Origin of the sequence: Paramesorhizobium endophyticum, from assembly GCF_014640615.1 — a bacterium.
GTDB lineage: Bacteria > Pseudomonadota > Alphaproteobacteria > Rhizobiales > Rhizobiaceae > Paramesorhizobium > Paramesorhizobium endophyticum.
The window spans coordinates 319,291-336,374 of record NZ_BMHH01000003.1 but is presented as its reverse complement, the minus strand read 5'-3'; the positions used below and the strand labels follow the sequence as shown (position 1 = coordinate 336,374).

The window sequence follows — 17,084 nt, the reverse complement described above, 5'->3', positions numbered from 1 at the left end:
CGCCATGGCAAGATCAAAGGCAGACCGCCTTCGACTTTGCCTTGGGCTAAACCGGACAGTAGTGGGACAAGCCCGAGGATGACGGCGAGAGGGCGCTGCTTCAAGCTAATTCTGACAGACACTAAATGGGGTTGAACGTGTATGTTCTATGTCGCCCCCCTCTGCCCTACCGGGCATCTCCCCCGCAAGGGGGAGATTGGCTGGCATTGATGACGGCTTCATTCTTACAACATTGGCGATCGGCGCCGCGCGCCAATGAAGGCGTAATCTCCCCCCTCGCGGGGGAGATGGCTGGCAAGCCAGAGGGGGGCGCTGTCCCGCCAGCATTTTCGCAAAAAGCGAACCCGTTTCCCGCTACCGCCCCGTCGCCCCCAGCGCCGGCACCGATTCCGTGTTCGCCACCTTCGGCGCGCTGTCGAGGCGTTTCAGGCGCTTTTCCTCCGCTTCGATATAATTGCGCGTCAATGGCACGGCGTCCTGCCGGTGGGCGATCTGGATCTGGAACACCATCATGTTCTGCCACCGGAAGGCGCTTTCGGAGGCGGCGAGGTAGAACTCCCACATGCGGCAGAAACGTTCGTCATAGATCGCCTTGGCCTTGTCCCGGTTGGCCATGAAGGCCTCGCGCCAGGCTTTCAGCGTTTCGGCATAGTGCAGGCGCAGGATTTCAATGTCGGTGACGATCAGTCCCGCCCGCTCGATATGCGGCAGCACTTCCGAGAGGGCAGGGATGTAACCGCCGGGGAAGATATATTTGCGAATGAACGGGTTGGTCGCCCCCGGCCCGTCGCTGCGTCCGATGGCGTGCAATAGGAACACGCCGTCAGGTTTCAGCAGCCTCGCCGTGTGCTGGAAATATTCGGCGAAATGGTTGACGCCCACATGCTCGAACATGCCGACCGAAACGATGCGGTCGAACGGTTCCTGCAGCGTGCGATAATCCTGCAGATTGAAGCGCGCCTGCCCTGACAGTCCTTCCTCCGCCGCGCGCTTGTTCGCGACCGCATGCTGCTCCTGTGAAAGCGTCACGCCGGTCACATCCGCGCCGAGATATTTCGCCATGTAGAGCCCGAGGCCGCCCCAGCCGCAGCCGATATCGAGCAGCTTCTGGTCAGGCTTGACCAGGAGTTTTGCCGCGAGGTGCCGCTTCTTCGCCAACTGCGCTTCTGCAAGCGTCGTGTCCGGTGTCTCGAAATAAGCGCAGGAATATTGCATGTCGGGATCGAGGAACAGCCGGTAGAGATCGCCCGACAGATCGTAATGGTGCCGCACATGCCCGGAGGCAAGGGCGATGGTATTGATCTGCTGCAAACGCCGGCCCGCGCGCCGCGCCGCATCAATCGCCCGCATCCACGGTTCCTTGGCGGCGACCGGGCCGGCATTCTCGAAGACGAGCTGGAGGAGCCCATACATGTCGCCTTCTTCGAAATCGACATTGCCGGCCATATAGGCTTCTGCGAGCTTCAGCTCGGGATTGATCGCGACGGCGCGCTCCGCCCGGCGGGATGTGAACTTGATCCCGATGGGATCGCCGGTCCTGTCGCCAAACCGATGCGTGACGCCGTCCGCGTCGGTTACAGTCAAATCCCCCCGTTTGATCAAATGATTCAAAACGGTACGTAAAAGCGCATTCATGACCAATCTCCAATTACAAGACCGGCCCCGGTTTTTGAATTTACGGAAGATGCGGAAATAAACGGTTGACGCGATACCACCGCACCATCCGCGAAATCCCGTGAGGGGTCGCGAAAAGTGGTAAGATAGGCGCTTTTTTGCGTCTGAAAAGTGAAAATGCCCGGCTTTGAGGCCGGGCATGATCATTTATAGTTTACTGATTCGAGATGATCAGGCGTTGTCTTCGCCTTCTGCGTCGTCCTCGTCGTCGAAGACTTCGTCGGAAAGCGGCTCTTCCTCGATGCCGTAGATGGCCTGGGCGGAGGTCAGGTCCTCACCCTTCGCCTGGCGTTCGGCTTCTTCCGCCGAGCGGGCGATGTTGATGGTGATCGTGACTTCCACTTCCGGATGCAGCGCGATCTTCACCTTGTGCAGACCGATGGTCTTGATCGGCGTGTTGAGCTCGACCTGGTTGCGGTTGACGGTGAAGCCGCCCGCGGTCAGCGTGTCGGCGATATCGCGCGTCGAGACGGAACCGTAGAGCTGGCCGGTCTCGCCCGCCGAGCGCACGACGATGAAGCTCTGGCCATCAAGCTTCTCGGCAACGGCCTGAGCTTCGTTCTTCCGCTCGAGGTTGCGGGCTTCGAGTTGGGCGCGCTGGCCTTCGAACTTCTTCTTGTTGGCCTCGTTGGCGCGCAGCGCCTTGCCCTGCGGCAGAAGGAAGTTACGGGCGTAGCCGTCCTTGACCTTCACGGTGTCGCCCATCTGGCCGAGGCGGGAAATGCGTTCAAGCAGAATGACTTCCATGGGTTTGTCCTTTCAGTTTTACTTGTCGTTGGGAGGGGTGAGTTTCGTCATCGGCGCATTGCGGGATGTGTCGAACAATCCGGCGATGAGGAAGAGGAAAAGCACGAAGGCGAAGAGCGCCACGGCGAGATAGGCAAGCCACAGCGCGACGGGCCGCCAAGGCTGGCCGCGCGTGCGCATGTGCATGGTCGCGAAGCCGGCAAGCATGAAGCCTGCGCCGAGCGCGCCTGCGACTGCGGTTGCCGCATGCCCGATACCGCTGCCAAGAAAGGCAAGCGTGAGGCTGACGGCGAAGACGAGAAGCCCGATACGCGGCATTCTGAGCGTCGCTGGCCAGTCGTCGCGCGGGCGGCGAAGACGGCCCGAGATGGAGGTCAGCCGCAGCGCCAGATAGAAATTGGCGACAAGCGCGATCAGGCAGGTGGCCGCCTGGATAGCCGGAAGCAGGACGACCATGGTCGCGGCGAGGTTGTCGCGCATTTCAGGGCTGGCGGTGAAATCGGGATTGGCCTGGGTGAGGGCGGCCATGATCGCGTCGGCGAATTCACGCGCCAGATCCTGCCCGAAACCGATGATGATGCCGATGATGATGAGACCGCCTGCGACCATCAATCCGAGGCGGAAGATGATATCGGGCAGGGGATACCAGACGATCGCATCCTTGGGGCCGCCCATTTCGCTCGCGGGACGGGCGAGACCGGCCAGGTAAGCACCGGCAGCGGCGGGAATGATGCTCGTCAGCGCCACGAGTAGCGCGCCCATCGGCGCAACGATGGCGATGGCGGCGGTCGCAGCGATGGCGGCGATAATGCCGGCGGCGGTGCCCCAGCCAAGCGCGGCGATGAAAATGGGCAGCGGCGTCAGGAAATAGAGGAACATCGCCACGCCCGACTGGACGATGGCGCCAGCCGACAACAGCGCGGCTGCTAGCCCCGCCAATATGCCGACACCGGCCGATGTTGCGTCGAATTTCATAAGCGCTGTCCTGCCGGAGCAGTTAGAGGTGACGGCCTTGGCGCGTTACACCCCAACTTGGGTTTTTGATTTCACCGACCGCGCCCATCGCGGAAGGTAGAATGGAATGGAATGGGAGTAGGGGAGTAGGGGAATATGTGAAAACATACTCCCTTATTCCCCTACTCCCTTATTCCCTTACTTCACCACGTAAGGCAGCAGGCCGAGGAAGCGCGCGCGCTTAATCGCCTTGGCGAGTTCGCGCTGCTTCTTCTGGCTGACGGCCGTGATGCGGGACGGAACGATCTTGCCGCGCTCGGAGATGTAACGCTGCAGGAGCTTGACGTCCTTATAATCGATCTTCGGAGCGTTGGCGCCGGAGAACGGGCAGGTCTTGCGACGGCGATGGAACGGACGCCGGGTCGGGATCTGGTTGATGTCGACCATTATTCGGCTCCTTCCACAGCTTCGTTGTCACGCGGACGGCGCGGGCCACGGTCACCATCGCGGGGACCACGGTCGCCATCGCGCGGGCGGCGCGGACGGTCATCGTCGCGGCCGAAACGGTCGTCGCGGTCGCGGCGGTCGTCACGGCGGGCGAGCATGGCCGACTGGCCTTCCTCGTGCTTCTCCACGCGGATGGTCAGCGAACGCAGCACGTCTTCGTTGATACGTTCCTGGCGCTCCAGCTCGGCAACGGCTGCCGCCGGGGCATCGATATCGATCAGCGTGTAATACGCCTTGCGATTCTTCTTGATGCGATAGGTGAGGGGACGCAGACCCCAGTTTTCGATACGCCCGACTTTACCGCCATTGGCCTCGATGACACCCTTGTACTGTTCTACAAGCGCGTCGACCTGCTGCTGCGATATGTCCTGTCGGGCAAGGAGCACATGTTCATAAAGAGCCATTGTCTCTGCCTTTCTTCGTTTATCATCGCATGGCCCCAGCGGCTAAGCCTCTGCGACTTCCCTTAAGCCGGAATACCGGAGAAGAAAGGACGCGTGGTCGAGACGATCGAGAGCGGAGACACGGGAGGCTGAAGCGCTTTCGGCTTCTCGGATATTATCCGGCCCTCCGTTCAGCCCCCAGCTGGAGCGAGCGATGAACGGGCGGGCTAATACGGGATTTTCCGGTGTTTGGCAACAAAGGATTCGAATTTCCGACCGTTTCGCGTTAAATGTAACTGTAGGCTTGGGTGGGGGTAGGCATGGAAAATAGAAGCAATATGCGCTACGTTATAGAGGTGAAGGCATGAATGCTATGTCTGGAAACCTCTATCGGGCTTTGAAATCGGCAAATGTTTCCGATGATCTGGCCCAGAAGGCAGCGGAAGAATTGGTGAACTACGATCAACAGCTCGTGGATATCCGGTTGGACCTTGCAGCTATTAAAGCGGAGCAAATGGTCCAGCGCTGGATGTTGGGCGTAGTGGTCGCGGGCGTCATCGCTTTGATTTTGAGAAGTTTCTTCTGAACAGTAGGCTGCCATGATAGCGACCGCCGTTCATTTTGACGACGCGCAAATGTGGGTTGGCCTTGAAGATGGCCGAACTATTGGTATCCCTCTCCTCCGGTTCCCTCGATTGCAGCACGGCGCGCCGGAGGACCGCGCCAATTATTTCATCAGCCCAAGCGGCATCCATTGGGATGATCTGGACGAAGATATTTCAATCGATGGGTTGTTGGCCGGGCGGGGCGATCAAACTCGATCAAAGTCGCAGCAAAAATGAGAAATATTCGGTGGTGTTGCCGCCCTCATTATGAATTCAGAAAAAACAAACGCCGACCTTCATCAGCCGGCGTTTGTATTGTGAGCGCGGGCATCATCGTGGCGTGACGCTCTTGCACAGGCTGTCTACATTATCACTATAGAGAGCCTTGTTCTGGTTCATGGCGTTGCAGTTGGCGCGCACCCGGTCTCGCTCCCCCGGCGTCATGGCCTGCCAGCGGGCATTGAAATCGTCATTGCGGATGGAGCCGGTAGGCGCGGTATCGAGGGCAGGTTGTTCGACGCCGCGGTTCGGTTCCGTGGGGCCGAAGGTTTCCGGTCTCGGGAATGTCCGTCCGCCTTCATCTCCGGACGGGGCGTTTTGCGCTAATGCAACACCGGCACTCATCGAGAGTGCCAGAAGCGCGGCAGCGGTCGTTTTCAGGTCGAGCATGATCTTCTCCTGAATGATTGTGTTGTCTTGGGTTTTGAGTTTTTTGACAGTCAAGCCTGTCGCGCTTGACTTCTCCGTACTGTGATTGAACGGTGGTTGGGAGGATTGGTTCCCCGTTTTTGCGGCTGCCACTATTCGTAAAAAGAATCAGGGCAACCCGCATTTTTGCCCCTCTTTCTGCGCGCTTGGCGTGATTTTGCCGTGTTTTCCCTTGACTTCCAACGGCGGCAATGGTCACACCGCGCGCCAAAATGTATGAATAGAGTATTAAGCATGGTCCCGGAAAGTTGCACGCTTCCAGGATAAGGCCATGCTCAAATGAAGAGGACGGGCATGGCCGTAGTATTCACATTTCCGGGGCAGGGCAGCCAGGCGGTCGGCATGGGCAAGGCGCTGGCGGAGAATTTCGCCGAGGCGCGCGCCGTGTTTGACGAGGTGGACGAGGCGCTGGGGGAAAAGCTGTCCGCCACCATGTTCGAAGGCCCCGAGGAAACGCTCACCCTGACCGCCAACGCGCAACCCGCGCTGATGGCCGTATCCATGGCTGTTATCCGCGTACTGGAGGCGAGGGGCCTCTCGCTCAAGAACAAGGTCGCCTATGTCGCCGGCCACTCGCTGGGCGAATATTCGGCCCTTTGCGCGGCAGGCACCTTCTCACTCGCCGATACCGCCCGCCTGCTGCGCATTCGCGGCAACGCCATGCAGCGCGCCGTGCCGGTGGGCGAGGGCGCGATGGCGGCGATCATCGGGCTGGAGCATGGCGATGTGGTTGCGGTCTGCAACGAAGCGTCCGCTGAAGGCATCTGCCAGATCGCCAATGATAATGGCGGCGGCCAGATCGTGATATCAGGCACGAAGCCGGCAGTGGAAAAGGCCGCCGCGCTCGCCACCGAAAAGGGCGCGAAGCGGGCGATCATGCTGCCGGTCTCGGCTCCCTTCCATTCGGCCCTGATGCAGCCCGCGGCGGAAGCCATGCGCGAGGCGCTGGCGGAGGTGAAGAAGAACGACCCTATCGTGCCGCTCATCGCCAATGTTCGCGCCGCGCCCGTCATTGACGCCAACGAAATCGCCGCTTTGCTGGTGGAGCAGGTCACCGGGCAGGTCCGCTGGCGCGAAACCGTCGAGTGGTTTGCGGTGAACGGCGTCACCGCACTTTATGAGATCGGCTCCGGCAAGGTGCTGACCGGGCTCGCCCGCCGCATATCGAAGGATGCCACCGGAACCGCCGTCGGCACGGCGGAGGAAATCGAAGCCGCACTTGCCGCATTGAATTCATAGGCCATGGTCCCAAAAAGTTGCAGAACTTTTGGATAGGATCATGACCAAGCAACTTAGTAACGGGAAGGAACCCCGCTATGTTTGATCTGACCGGCCGCAAGGCCCTTGTCACCGGCGCCACCGGCGGTATCGGCGAAGCCATCGCCCGCACTCTTCATGCTCAAGGCGCCATCGTCGGCCTGCACGGCACCCGAGTGGAAAAGCTGGAGGCGCTCGCCGCCGAACTGGGCGACCGTGTGAAGATTTTCCCGGCCAACCTTTCCGACCGCGAGGAAGTGAAGGCGCTGGGCGAAAAGGCGGAGGAGGAACTCGAAGGCATCGATATTCTCGTCAACAATGCCGGCATCACGAGAGATGGCCTCTTCGTGCGCATGAGCGATGCTGACTGGGATGCAGTTTTGAATGTCAATCTTACCTCGGTCTTTAACCTTACCAAGGAAGTGATTCACCCTATGATGCGCCGTCGCCATGGGCGGGTGATCAACATCACGTCTGTTGTAGGCGTTACAGGCAATCCGGGGCAGGCAAATTATTGCGCCTCTAAGGCCGGTTTGATCGGCTTTTCCAAATCGCTGGCGCAGGAAATCGCGGTTCGCAACGTGACGGTGAACTGCGTCGCTCCCGGCTTCATCGAATCGGCCATGACCAGCAAGCTGAACGAGAAGCAGAAGGACGCTATCATGGGTGTCATTCCCATGAAGCGGATGGGCACAGGAGCGGAAATCGCCGCCGCAGTCGTCTATCTTGCCAGCGACGAGGCGGCCTATGTCACCGGGCAGACGCTGCACGTCAATGGCGGCATGGCGATGATTTAAATACCGTATTTCGCCGCAAATTGGCCTGAAATGGGCGGATAAGCGGGCAAAATGCGCTTTGCGCGGGACTGGAACCGTGGTAAGGCGCGCGCAGAATTGGCGTTCCGCTATGGTTGCGGGGCCGATCCTGTTCCGAAAGGAATATCCACAGGGTGCCCGTCGCCCCGCAGACACGGCAAGCGGCGGATATCTTATAGCTTGATTAGATCCACCCATGCCGCTAACCAAGGCAAGGGAAACAACAAACAGGTCGAGGTTCGGACATGAGCGACACCGCAGAACGCGTCAAGAAAATCGTTGTTGAGCATCTCGGCGTAGATGCCGACAAGGTTACGGAAGGCGCAAGTTTCATTGATGATCTTGGCGCGGACAGCCTCGACACCGTCGAGCTCGTTATGGCTTTCGAGGAAGAATTCGGCGTTGAAATCCCCGATGATGCCGCCGAAACGATCCTGACGGTCGGCGATGCCGTCAAGTTCATCGACAAGGCCAAGGCCTGATTTAGCTATTGTTCGGGCTGGAGCCGTCTGGCGTCCGGCCCGGATTCTATCTGCTGGATGTGTTTTAGCGGAGACGTTTGCGGGACAGCGCCCCCCTCTGTCCTGCCGGACATCTCCCCCGCGAGGGGGGAGATTATCTGATACGACTCATGACTCTCATTCTGCTGCGCCGGCGATTGATGCCAACGTCAATGAAGGCTCAATCTCCCCCTTGCGGGGGGTGAGGAGCGTTCGGTCGAAGGCCGAGGAAAAGCCAACGATTTGGCTCTTCTAGCGACGAACGCGCGGAGCCATAGCGGAGCGCTGGCAACCGGCAGGACAGAAGGGGGGGCGCCTAGCGATTCCGGCAAACAGGAATTGCTCTAAGGAACATTAGAAGGGTGGAATATGAGGCGTGTCGTAATCACGGGTCTGGGGCTGGTGTCGCCGCTGGCAAGTGGCGTGGAAGAGAGCTGGTCCCGGCTGCTCGCCGGCAAGAGCGGCGCGCGCCGCGTGACCGAGTTCGAGGTCGATGATCTGCCCTGTCAGATCGCCTGCCGCATCCCAGTGGGCGATGGCACGGACGGCACCTTCAATGCCGATCTCCACATGGAGCCGAAGGAGCAGCGCAAGGTCGATCCCTTCATCGTCTATGCCATGGGCGCGGCGGACCAGGCGCTCGATGACGCCAACTGGCACCCGGAAAGCGATGAGGACCAGACCCGCACCGGCGTGCTGATCGGCTCGGGCATCGGCGGCATCGAGGGCATCGTCGAAGCCGGCTATACGCTGCGCGACAAGGGGCCCCGCCGCATTTCGCCCTTCTTCATTCCCGGGCGCCTCATCAATCTCGCCTCCGGCTATGTCTCCATCAAGCACGGCCTGCGCGGGCCGAACCATGCCGTCGTCACTGCCTGCTCCACCGGTGCGCACGCCATTGGCGACGCGGCTCGGTTCATTGCCTTCGACGATGCCGATGTGATGGTCGCAGGCGGTACCGAATCGGCCGTCAGCCGCATTTCGCTCGCGGGCTTCGCCGCCTGCAAGGCGCTCTCGACGGAGCGCAACAACGATCCCACCGCCGCATCCCGTCCGTGGGACAAGGATCGTGACGGCTTCGTCATGGGCGAGGGCTCGGGCGTCGTCGTCCTCGAAGAGCTTGAACATGCGCTGAAGCGCGGCGCGAAGATCTATGCCGAGGTGATCGGCTACGGTCTTTCCGGCGACGCCTTCCACATCACCGCGCCGACCGAGAGCGGCGAGGGCGCGCAGCGCTGCATGGAAATGGCGCTGAAGCGGGCGGGAATCACCCCGGATCAGATCGATTACATCAACGCGCATGGCACCTCGACCATGGCCGACACCATCGAGCTCGCCGCTGTCGAGCGCGTCGTGGGCGGTGCCGCGTCGAAGGTCTCGATGTCCTCGACGAAATCGTCCATCGGGCATCTCCTGGGCGCGGCCGGCGCGGCGGAAGCCATCTTCTGCACGCTTGCCATCCGCGATAATGTCGCGCCCGCGACGCTTAACCTTGACAATCCCGCGGTTGAAACGAAAATCGACCTCGTTCCGCATAAGCCGCGTGAACGCAAGATCGATATCGCATTGTCGAATTCGTTCGGGTTTGGGGGCACGAACGCGTCGCTGGTCCTGCGCCGCTTTGAAGGCTGAAAGCATGGCGGACGGTTAAGTCCTTGTGGACATGACTGTTCGCAGGCTTTCCAATAAGGCTTCGTCCGCGCTTTTGCCGTAATCGCCCCCGACCTTTGGAGAGATTCTGAGTGCGCTCAGACAGGGATGGGAACTGAGGTGATCGAGTGAATTCAGACGCGAAGCCCGAGAACGAGGCCCCGGAAAACCAGCTTCCCGGAGAAGTCACGGAACAGGTTTCCACCGGCCCTGCGGATGCCGCGCCGGCGCACAAGCCGATCGTGCCGAAATCCGCGAGCGAGGCGCTGCGTCCCGAGCCGGGAACGCCGCCTCCGCCTCCCTCGCGGCGCTCCCGCCATGCGCGCAGCCAGATCGTCGTCTTCGCCAATTTCATGCTGTCGCTGCTGGTGCTGGCGGCTGTCGGCGCGTGCGCGCTTTTCTATTTCGGCAAGCAGCAGTTCGACGGGCCGGGCCCATCGGCGGTTGCCAGCACCTATCTCGTCAAGCGCGGCAGCGGCATCGTCGAGATCGCCGATGGGCTGGAGCGGCGCGGGCTCATCTCCGATGCGCGCATTTTCCGCTATGGCGTGCGCGCCTACGGCCATGAGAAGGATATGAAGGCGGGCGAGTATGCGATCCCGGCCAATGCTTCCATGCGCGAAATCATGGAAATCCTGCGCAGCGGCAAGACGATCCTCGTCTCGCTGACGATCCCCGAGGGACTGACGGTGCAGCAGATATTCGACCGGATTGCCTCCCACGAGGCGCTGTCAGGCGATATGCCCGCTACGCTACCGCCGGAGGGAAGCCTGTTCGCCGATACGCTGCGCTTTACCCGCGACACGACGCGCCAGGAGATCGTCAGCAAGCTGCAGGCCGAACAGAAGAAGCTGATCGACGATATCTGGGCCACGCGCAGTCCCGACTTGCCGCTGAAGAATGTCGAGGAATTCGTGACGCTCGCCTCCATCGTAGAGAAGGAAACCGGCATCGACGCGGAGCGTCCGCGCGTTGCCGCGGTTTTCATCAATCGGCTGCGCAAGGGCATGCGCCTCCAATCCGATCCCACCATCATCTACGGGCTGTTCGGAGGCAGGGGAAAGCCCGTCGACCGTCCGATCTTCAAATCGGATATCGAGAAGCCGACGCCCTACAACACCTACATTATCAACGGCTTGCCGCCCACACCCGTCGCCAATCCCGGCCGCGCGGCGCTGGAGGCGGTCGCCAATCCGATCAAGACCGACGATCTTTATTTCGTCGCCGACGGCACGGGTGGCCATGTCTTCGCGACGACGCTGAAAGAGCACAATGAGAATGTGCGCCGCTGGCGTTCGGTCGAGCAGCAGAAAAAGGACGAAGCTGCTGGGGATGCGGGCAGTGCGCCGGGCGGGGAGGTTGCGCCGGAGCAGGAGCCGGTTCAGGGGCAGTAGGGGAAGTAATTATTGTGTCTGGTAAAATTTAAAGGTGGAATGGAAATGTCGGCGCTCTACGTTGCCCCCTCTCTCCTGCGGGGCCGAGTTTGCGCCCTCCTTCCCCCTTGCGGGGAAGGTGCCCGCGTTAGCGGGCGGATGGGGGTGGTGACGATTATAGCTTACCATTAATCGTAGCGCGCTGCCTTTACCACCCCCACCCGACCCTTCGGGCCACCTCCCCGCAAGGGGGGAGGGGGGCGCAAACTTGGATCGGCAGGGCAGAAGGGGTGCCTAGTGGCAACAACATCAAAATAAGGCGGGGACACAATGACACTACAAAGCATGACCGGATTTGCCCGCCACGCCGCCGTCCACAGCGGCGGAGAGGGCGCCCAGAACGATGCCCGTATCGTCTGGGAGGTGCGCTCGGTCAACGGCAAGGGACTGGATGCGCGGTTTCGGCTGCCGCAAGGCTTCGAGACCATCGAGCCGCTCGCGCGTGCGGCGCTGGCGAAGCATTTCTCGCGCGGCAATTTCCAGGCCGGTCTTACCGTCGAGCGCACGGCTCCCAAAAGCGAACTCGTGCTCAACGAAGCCTATCTTGCCAATCTCCTCTCCTTGAGCGAACGCCTGCGCGCGCAATATGGCCTGACGCCGGCAAGCGTGGATGGCATCCTTTCCCTGCGCGGCGTGCTGGTCGAGCCGCAGGAGACGGAGGATGAGGAGGCGCGGGCAGGGCTGGAAAGCGCGATCATGGCCGCGTTCGACGGTGCTCTTACGGCATTGGCCAAGGCAAGGCGCGCCGAAGGAAGCTCCATCGGCGCGATCCTTTCCAGCCAGATCGACACGATTGCGGACCTCGCCAACCGCGCCCGCAACGACCCGTCGCGCGGCGTCGAGGCCATCCGTGCCCGGATCGCGGCGCAGGTGGCTCTGCTGCTCGAATCGACCAGCGGGCTCGATGAAACGCGGCTTCATATGGAAGCGGCCTTTCTTGCCACCAAGGCCGATATTCAGGAAGAGCTAGACCGGCTCGACACCCATGTCGCATCCGCCCGCAAGCTGATTGCCGAGGGCGGCCCCATCGGGCGGAAGCTCGATTTCCTCAGCCAGGAATTCAATCGCGAAGCCAATACGCTGTGTTCGAAATCGAACGCCGCGTCGATCACCGCCATCGGGCTTGAACTGAAGGCGGTTGTCGATCAGTTTCGCGAGCAAGTGCAGAATCTGGAGTAATTTTATGGCATTCCGTTCCATCGAAGGCGGCATCAAGCGTCGCGGTCTCATGATGGTGATTTCCTCGCCCTCCGGCGCGGGCAAATCCACCATCGCCCGCCTTCTGCTAGAAGACAAGGAGATGGACCTCTCCCTGTCGATCAGCGTCACCACCCGCCCGCGCCGCCCGAGCGAGATCGAGGGCGTGCATTACCATTTCATTTCGGTGCGCGAATTCGAGCGCTTGCGGGATTCCAACGCGCTGATCGAATGGGCCGAGGTCCATGGCAATTTCTACGGCACCTTACGCGAAACCGCCGAGAACGCGCTTGCCGATGGCCGCGACATGCTGTTCGACATCGACTGGCAGGGCGCCGACCAGTTGCAGGAGAAGATGCCGGCCGATGTCGTCTCGATCTTCATCCTGCCGCCCACCATGCGCGAATTGCAGCAGCGCTTGAACCGCCGCGCCGAGGATACGCCCGATGTGATCGAGACGCGCCTGCGCAATGCCCGTTTCGAGATCGAGAAGTGGAGCAAATACGATTATATTGTCATCAACGAGGACCTGAACCGCTCCTACGCCTCGGTGAAGGCCATCGTCACCGCCGAACGCCTCCGCCGCGACCGCCGCCCGGGGCTGTTTGAGTTCGTGCAGGGGCTGCTGGAGGAAAAGCCGTTTTAAGAGCCATTCATATTTTGATGGAATCAAAGCCAAGCGCCCTCGTGGTTCGAGGCTCATTCCGCTTCGCTCCAATCGCACCTCACCATGAGGGCTATTGCGACGTTGCAACCCTTCACCCTCATGGTGAGGTGCGAGCGCCAGCGAGCCTCGAACCACGGGGGTGAAGGGCGCACAGTTGGTTCCGTGCAAAACAGGGAAACTCGCTCCTCATCCCCCCGTCACGCTCATGTGCCGCGCCACGGCGGGGCGGTTGTGGCGGCGGTCGATGATGAAGTCATGGCCCTTGGGCTTGCGGCCAATGGCTTCGTCAATCACATCAGACAGAAGATCGTTGCTTTCCGAGGCGCGCAGCGCGGCGCGCAAATCCGCCGCGTCTTCCTGACCAAGGCACATATAGAGCGTGCCGGTGCAGGTGAGGCGGACGCGGTTGCAGCTCTCGCAGAAATTATGCGTCATCGGCGTGATGAAGCCGAGCCTGCCGCCTGTCTCCGCCACCTGCACATAGCGGGCCGGCCCGCCTGTTTTATATGGGATGTCGGCCATGGTGAACTGACGCCCCAGCGCCGCGCGCAGGAGCGATAGCGGCAGATATTGGTCGGCCCGGTCGAAGCCGGTTTCGCCCATGGGCATGGTTTCGATCAGCGTCAGATCCATGCCGCGGCCATGCGCCCAGCGGATCATGTCGGGGATCTCGTGCTCGTTGATGTCTTTCAGCGCCACGGCGTTGATCTTCACCTTGATCCCCGCCGCCTGCGCCGCGTCGATGCCGCGCATCACCCGCTCCATATCGCCCCAGCGGGTGATGGTGCGGAATTTCTCCGGGTCGAGCGTATCGAGCGAGACATTGATGCGCCGGACGCCGCATTCGGCCAGTTCCGCCGCATGGGTGGCGAGCTGCGAGCCGTTGGTGGTGAGCGTCAGCTCCTCGAGCGCACCGGAGGCGAGGTGCCGGGAGAGGGCGCGGATCAGGTGCATGATGTTCTTGCGCACCAGGGGCTCCCCGCCCGTCAGCCGCAATTTGCGCACGCCCTTTTCGACGAAGACGGTGCAGAGCCGGTCGAGCTCCTCCAGCGAGAGCAGGTCCTTCCGGGGCAGGAAAGTCATGTTCTCCGCCATGCAATAGGTGCAGCGGAAATCGCAGCGGTCCGTCACCGACACACGCAGATAGGTGATCGCGCGCCCGAAGGGGTCGATCATTGCCGGCTCGGCGTGCTGCACATCCGGTTTCGCGGTCAAAACGATACCTCATCGCGGCAAGTCCGTGAAAAGCGTAAAGCAGTCCAGACTTGCGCTAAACAATGCATTGATATGCCGCTTGTAGCCTGGACGCAATCGGCCTATCACGCTTTGATTTAGACACATGATCTTATTCGAAAAGTCGGCAGCTTGTCGCGATCATGGGTGAAATGGAGGGTGCCGTGGCGGATGTATGGCCCAAGGAATTGCGCGTCTCGCCGGATCGCAGGACGCTGACGATCAGTTTCGACAATGGCGAGGCCTATACGCTGCCGGCGGAGATGCTGCGTGTGCTCTCGCCCTCGGCGGAAGTGCAGGGCCATTCGCCGGAACAGCGGGTGACCGTGCCCGGCAAGATCGATGTCACGATTCTCAGGATCGATCCGGTCGGCAATTACGCCATTCGCATCACCTTCGACGACAGGCACGATACCGGGCTTTTCACCTGGACCTATCTGCGGCAGCTCGGGCTGGAAAAGGAAACCCGCTGGCAGGCCTATCTCGATGAGCTGGCTCAAAAGGGACTGAGCCGCGAGCGGTGAAAGGGCTGAAAGGGAGGAGACGATGACGATCATCAGGACGGTCGAGGAACTCGAAGCGATCTATGGCAAGCCGGGCGAGGCGTCGATTATCAAGGAAATCGACCATCTTATCCCGGAATATGCGGCCTTCATCCAGGCCTCGCCCTTCGTGTCGCTTGCAACGTCAGGACCGGAGGGGCTCGACTGCTCGCCGCGCGGCGATCTCCCCGGCTTCGTCCGCATCAGGGATGAGCGCACCCTGCTGATGCCGGATCGGCACGGCAACAACCGCGCCGATTCGCTGAAGAACATTCTCCGCGACGACAGGGTAGGGCTGCTCTTCCTGGTACCGGGTTCGGGAACCACGCTGCGCCTCAATGGCCGCGCCGTGATTTCCGTCGATCCCGAGCTTTGCGCCTCCTTCACGATGCAAGGGAAGGCGGCGCGCTCGGTGATGATCATCACGATAGAAGCGGTCTATTTCCAGTGTGCCCGGGCGATCCACCGCTCCGAACTCTGGAACCCTGAAAAGCATGCCGATCCGAAAAGCCTGCCAACTCCGGGTCAGATGCTGGCGCGCAGCCGCGACGGTTTTGACGGCGAAGCCTACGATGCCGCCTGGTGGGAACGGGCGAAGGCGACGATGTGGTAGGAGCTATCACTCCTCTTTCAGCATCTCGCTGATCCGGCGCATCATGTCGCCCATCATGTCGCATTCCTCGGGGCTCGACTGGCTCATCACCCGGTCGATGAGCTGGGTGTAAACGTCCAGCGCCTGCATCAGCCGCTTTTCGCCTTCATCCGTCAGATAGAGGCGCATGACGCGTTTGTCCCTGGGGTCGCCTTCGCGGCGCATCAGGCCCTGTTTCTCCATCTGCGGCAGGAGCATGGTAACGTTGGACCGGCCCACCAGCAACCGCCGCGCCAGATCGTGCTGCGACTGGCCGGGATGGCGGTAAAGATTGATCATCGCGTCGAACTGCGCAGGCTTCAGCTCGAACGGCGCCAGCACCCGCGTGAGCTCCCGCGCCACCGCCTTTTCCGCGCGCATCATCGCAACCCAGTTCTTGAAACGGGGATTGTCCCAGGGCAGCGACGGCGCGTCTTGCTTTTTGTTCATGTTTGTACAATGTTGTTCATGGTTGAACATTTTAGCATGATCCCGCAAAGTTGCAGACTTCCAAGTAAGATCATGCGGGTAAGAGATGGAAATTCGACTATGGCACCCTTCGCTCTCAAAATCACCCGTCTCGGTTTCGATCTTTATGGCCGCGTCGCGCCGAAGCGGGCGGGGCGCGCCGCGTTCCGGCTGTTCTGCCGCACGCCGGGGCGAAAGCCGAAAACGAAAGCCCACGCGGAAAAGCTGGCGCTTGCAGAGCCGAAATTGCGCAAGGCGCGCCGTCTCGACCTCACCATCGACCGGGGCGGTTTCACCTCCTATCTGTTCGAGCCGGCGAGGCCTTCGGAAAGCACATCGCTCGTCGTGCATGGCTGGGGCTCGCGCGCGGTGGAGATGATGACGATCGTCGATGCCTTGCTGGAAGCGGGCGAACGGGTCGTCGCCATCGACCTGCCGGGGCATGGCGCCTCGCCGGGCAAGGCGCTCAACATGATGCAGGCAATTGCCGCTGTGGATGCCGCGTGGCGGCAATATGGGCCGTTCAACGCCATGATCGGCCACTCCTTCGGCGGCGCGGTCGTGGTCAATGCAGCGGCGGGCGCGATGGCCTGCTATCCGGCGCACAGGCCGCGAAAGCTTATCACCATCGCCTCGCCGCATTCGATGACGGAGGTGTTCGACGGTTTCGGCAAAATGGTGGGTTTGAAGCCCGCCGTGCGCAACGCCATGGATGACGAGGTGCTGCGGCTCGCCTGCCGCCCGCTCGCCGGTTTCGACACGCCGCAGCATTTGCGCCAGATGGCAATCCCCGCGCTGGTCATCCACGCCCGTGACGACAAGGAAGTGCCGGCGCGGTCGGCGGAAGCCAAGGCTAAGGCCGGCCCGCATGTTGTGCTCCATTGGGCGGATGGGCTGGGCCACCGCCGGATTATCGCCAGCGCTGAGGTGGCCGCCCGCGTGGCGCGGTTTGTGAGGAGCGGGGAGGCAGTTGGGGCGGCGGCTTAGTTTCTATCTTGGCGGAAGCGCTTGCGATGTGCCCCTCACCCTTACCCTCTCCCCGCACGCGGGGCGAGGGGGACGTTAGCGCCAGTGTCTCGTTGTTTGTCTTTGGTGCCTGGCAAAAACCAAGAA

The 17,084-nt window shown here is 61.3% G+C and carries 20 protein-coding genes; 12 read left to right on the top strand and 8 right to left on the bottom strand.

Annotated features, from left to right (window positions below; genetic code table 11):
* Positions 1 to 354: 354 nt before the first annotated feature.
* From IEX53_RS06060 to rpsF, 5 genes are all read right to left on the bottom strand, one after another.
* The gene (locus IEX53_RS06060; protein WP_188822422.1) at positions 355 to 1,635 is read right to left on the bottom strand and encodes a cyclopropane fatty acid synthase; all 1,281 of its coding nucleotides are present in this window, start codon (positions 1,633 to 1,635) and stop codon (positions 355 to 357) included.
* 210 nt (positions 1,636 to 1,845) lie between these two features.
* A complete protein-coding gene (rplI, locus tag IEX53_RS06055; RefSeq protein ID WP_188822421.1) occupies positions 1,846 to 2,421 on the bottom strand; it encodes a 50S ribosomal protein L9 in 576 nt (191 codons plus the stop codon).
* Between the two features lie 18 nt (positions 2,422 to 2,439).
* The gene (locus tag IEX53_RS06050; protein WP_188822419.1) at positions 2,440 to 3,396 is read right to left on the bottom strand and encodes a DUF2232 domain-containing protein; all 957 of its coding nucleotides are present in this window, start codon (positions 3,394 to 3,396) and stop codon (positions 2,440 to 2,442) included.
* Between the two features lie 177 nt (positions 3,397 to 3,573).
* Positions 3,574 to 3,822, bottom strand: coding sequence for a 30S ribosomal protein S18 (rpsR, locus tag IEX53_RS06045; RefSeq protein WP_002963610.1), 249 nt, complete (start codon positions 3,820 to 3,822; stop codon positions 3,574 to 3,576).
* On the bottom strand, positions 3,822 to 4,286 hold the full coding sequence (rpsF, locus tag IEX53_RS06040; protein WP_188822417.1) for a 30S ribosomal protein S6: 465 nt from the start codon (positions 4,284 to 4,286) through the stop codon (positions 3,822 to 3,824). The genes rpsR and rpsF overlap by 1 nt, the downstream gene beginning before the upstream one ends.
* Positions 4,287 to 4,629: 343 nt before the next feature.
* Here rpsF and IEX53_RS06035 point away from each other — a divergent pair, with 343 nt between their 5' ends.
* On the top strand, positions 4,630 to 4,851 hold the full coding sequence (locus tag IEX53_RS06035; protein ID WP_188822415.1) for a hypothetical protein: 222 nt from the start codon (positions 4,630 to 4,632) through the stop codon (positions 4,849 to 4,851).
* A 13-nt stretch (positions 4,852 to 4,864) separates the two neighbouring features.
* On the top strand, positions 4,865 to 5,107 hold the full coding sequence (locus IEX53_RS06030; RefSeq protein ID WP_188822413.1) for a DUF2442 domain-containing protein: 243 nt from the start codon (positions 4,865 to 4,867) through the stop codon (positions 5,105 to 5,107).
* 93 nt (positions 5,108 to 5,200) lie between these two features.
* On the opposite strand, the gene IEX53_RS06025 is transcribed toward IEX53_RS06030, so the two are convergent.
* Complete coding sequence (locus IEX53_RS06025) at positions 5,201 to 5,593, bottom strand: hypothetical protein (RefSeq protein ID WP_188822411.1); 393 nt, start codon at positions 5,591 to 5,593, stop codon at positions 5,201 to 5,203.
* A 279-nt stretch (positions 5,594 to 5,872) separates the two neighbouring features.
* Here IEX53_RS06025 and fabD point away from each other — a divergent pair, with 279 nt between their 5' ends.
* The 7 genes from fabD (at position 5,873) to gmk (ending at position 13,076) form a co-directional block, all read left to right on the top strand.
* Positions 5,873 to 6,817 carry an ACP S-malonyltransferase gene (gene fabD, locus IEX53_RS06020; protein ID WP_188822409.1) on the top strand — a complete coding sequence of 315 codons (945 nt, stop codon included), beginning with the start codon at positions 5,873 to 5,875 and terminating at the stop codon, positions 6,815 to 6,817.
* Between the two features lie 77 nt (positions 6,818 to 6,894).
* Positions 6,895 to 7,632, top strand: coding sequence for a 3-oxoacyl-[acyl-carrier-protein] reductase (fabG, locus tag IEX53_RS06015; protein WP_188822407.1), 738 nt, complete (start codon positions 6,895 to 6,897; stop codon positions 7,630 to 7,632).
* Positions 7,633 to 7,895: 263 nt separating this feature from the next.
* A complete protein-coding gene (locus tag IEX53_RS06010; protein WP_068881166.1) occupies positions 7,896 to 8,132 on the top strand; it encodes an acyl carrier protein in 237 nt (78 codons plus the stop codon).
* 387 nt (positions 8,133 to 8,519) lie between these two features.
* Positions 8,520 to 9,782: a beta-ketoacyl-ACP synthase II gene (gene fabF, locus IEX53_RS06005; RefSeq protein ID WP_188822405.1), complete on the top strand. Its 1,263-nt coding sequence runs from the start codon at positions 8,520 to 8,522 to the stop codon at positions 9,780 to 9,782.
* 146 nt (positions 9,783 to 9,928) lie between these two features.
* The gene (gene mltG / locus IEX53_RS06000) at positions 9,929 to 11,194 is read left to right on the top strand and encodes an endolytic transglycosylase MltG (protein WP_188822402.1); all 1,266 of its coding nucleotides are present in this window, start codon (positions 9,929 to 9,931) and stop codon (positions 11,192 to 11,194) included.
* 309 nt (positions 11,195 to 11,503) lie between these two features.
* On the top strand, positions 11,504 to 12,412 hold the full coding sequence (locus IEX53_RS05995; protein WP_188822401.1) for a YicC/YloC family endoribonuclease: 909 nt from the start codon (positions 11,504 to 11,506) through the stop codon (positions 12,410 to 12,412).
* Between the two features lie 4 nt (positions 12,413 to 12,416).
* Positions 12,417 to 13,076, top strand: coding sequence for a guanylate kinase (gmk, locus tag IEX53_RS05990; RefSeq protein ID WP_188822399.1), 660 nt, complete (start codon positions 12,417 to 12,419; stop codon positions 13,074 to 13,076).
* Positions 13,077 to 13,283: 207 nt separating this feature from the next.
* On the opposite strand, the gene moaA is transcribed toward gmk, so the two are convergent.
* The gene (gene moaA / locus IEX53_RS05985) at positions 13,284 to 14,273 is read right to left on the bottom strand and encodes a GTP 3',8-cyclase MoaA (protein WP_188822485.1); all 990 of its coding nucleotides are present in this window, start codon (positions 14,271 to 14,273) and stop codon (positions 13,284 to 13,286) included.
* A gap of 209 nt (positions 14,274 to 14,482) precedes the next feature.
* Between moaA and IEX53_RS05980 the strand changes: the two genes are divergently transcribed.
* Positions 14,483 to 14,854: a gamma-butyrobetaine hydroxylase family protein gene (locus IEX53_RS05980; protein ID WP_373288587.1), complete on the top strand. Its 372-nt coding sequence runs from the start codon at positions 14,483 to 14,485 to the stop codon at positions 14,852 to 14,854.
* A gap of 22 nt (positions 14,855 to 14,876) precedes the next feature.
* Positions 14,877 to 15,485, top strand: coding sequence for a pyridoxamine 5'-phosphate oxidase family protein (locus IEX53_RS05975; RefSeq protein WP_188822395.1), 609 nt, complete (start codon positions 14,877 to 14,879; stop codon positions 15,483 to 15,485).
* Positions 15,486 to 15,491: 6 nt separating this feature from the next.
* On the opposite strand, the gene IEX53_RS05970 is transcribed toward IEX53_RS05975, so the two are convergent.
* Positions 15,492 to 15,953 (bottom strand): MarR family winged helix-turn-helix transcriptional regulator, encoded by a 462-nt coding sequence (locus tag IEX53_RS05970; RefSeq protein ID WP_188822393.1) that lies wholly within the window; start codon positions 15,951 to 15,953, stop codon positions 15,492 to 15,494.
* 99 nt (positions 15,954 to 16,052) lie between these two features.
* Here IEX53_RS05970 and IEX53_RS05965 point away from each other — a divergent pair, with 99 nt between their 5' ends.
* Positions 16,053 to 16,958 carry an alpha/beta fold hydrolase gene (locus tag IEX53_RS05965; protein WP_188822391.1) on the top strand — a complete coding sequence of 302 codons (906 nt, stop codon included), beginning with the start codon at positions 16,053 to 16,055 and terminating at the stop codon, positions 16,956 to 16,958.
* The last annotated feature ends 126 nt before the right edge of the window (positions 16,959 to 17,084 follow it).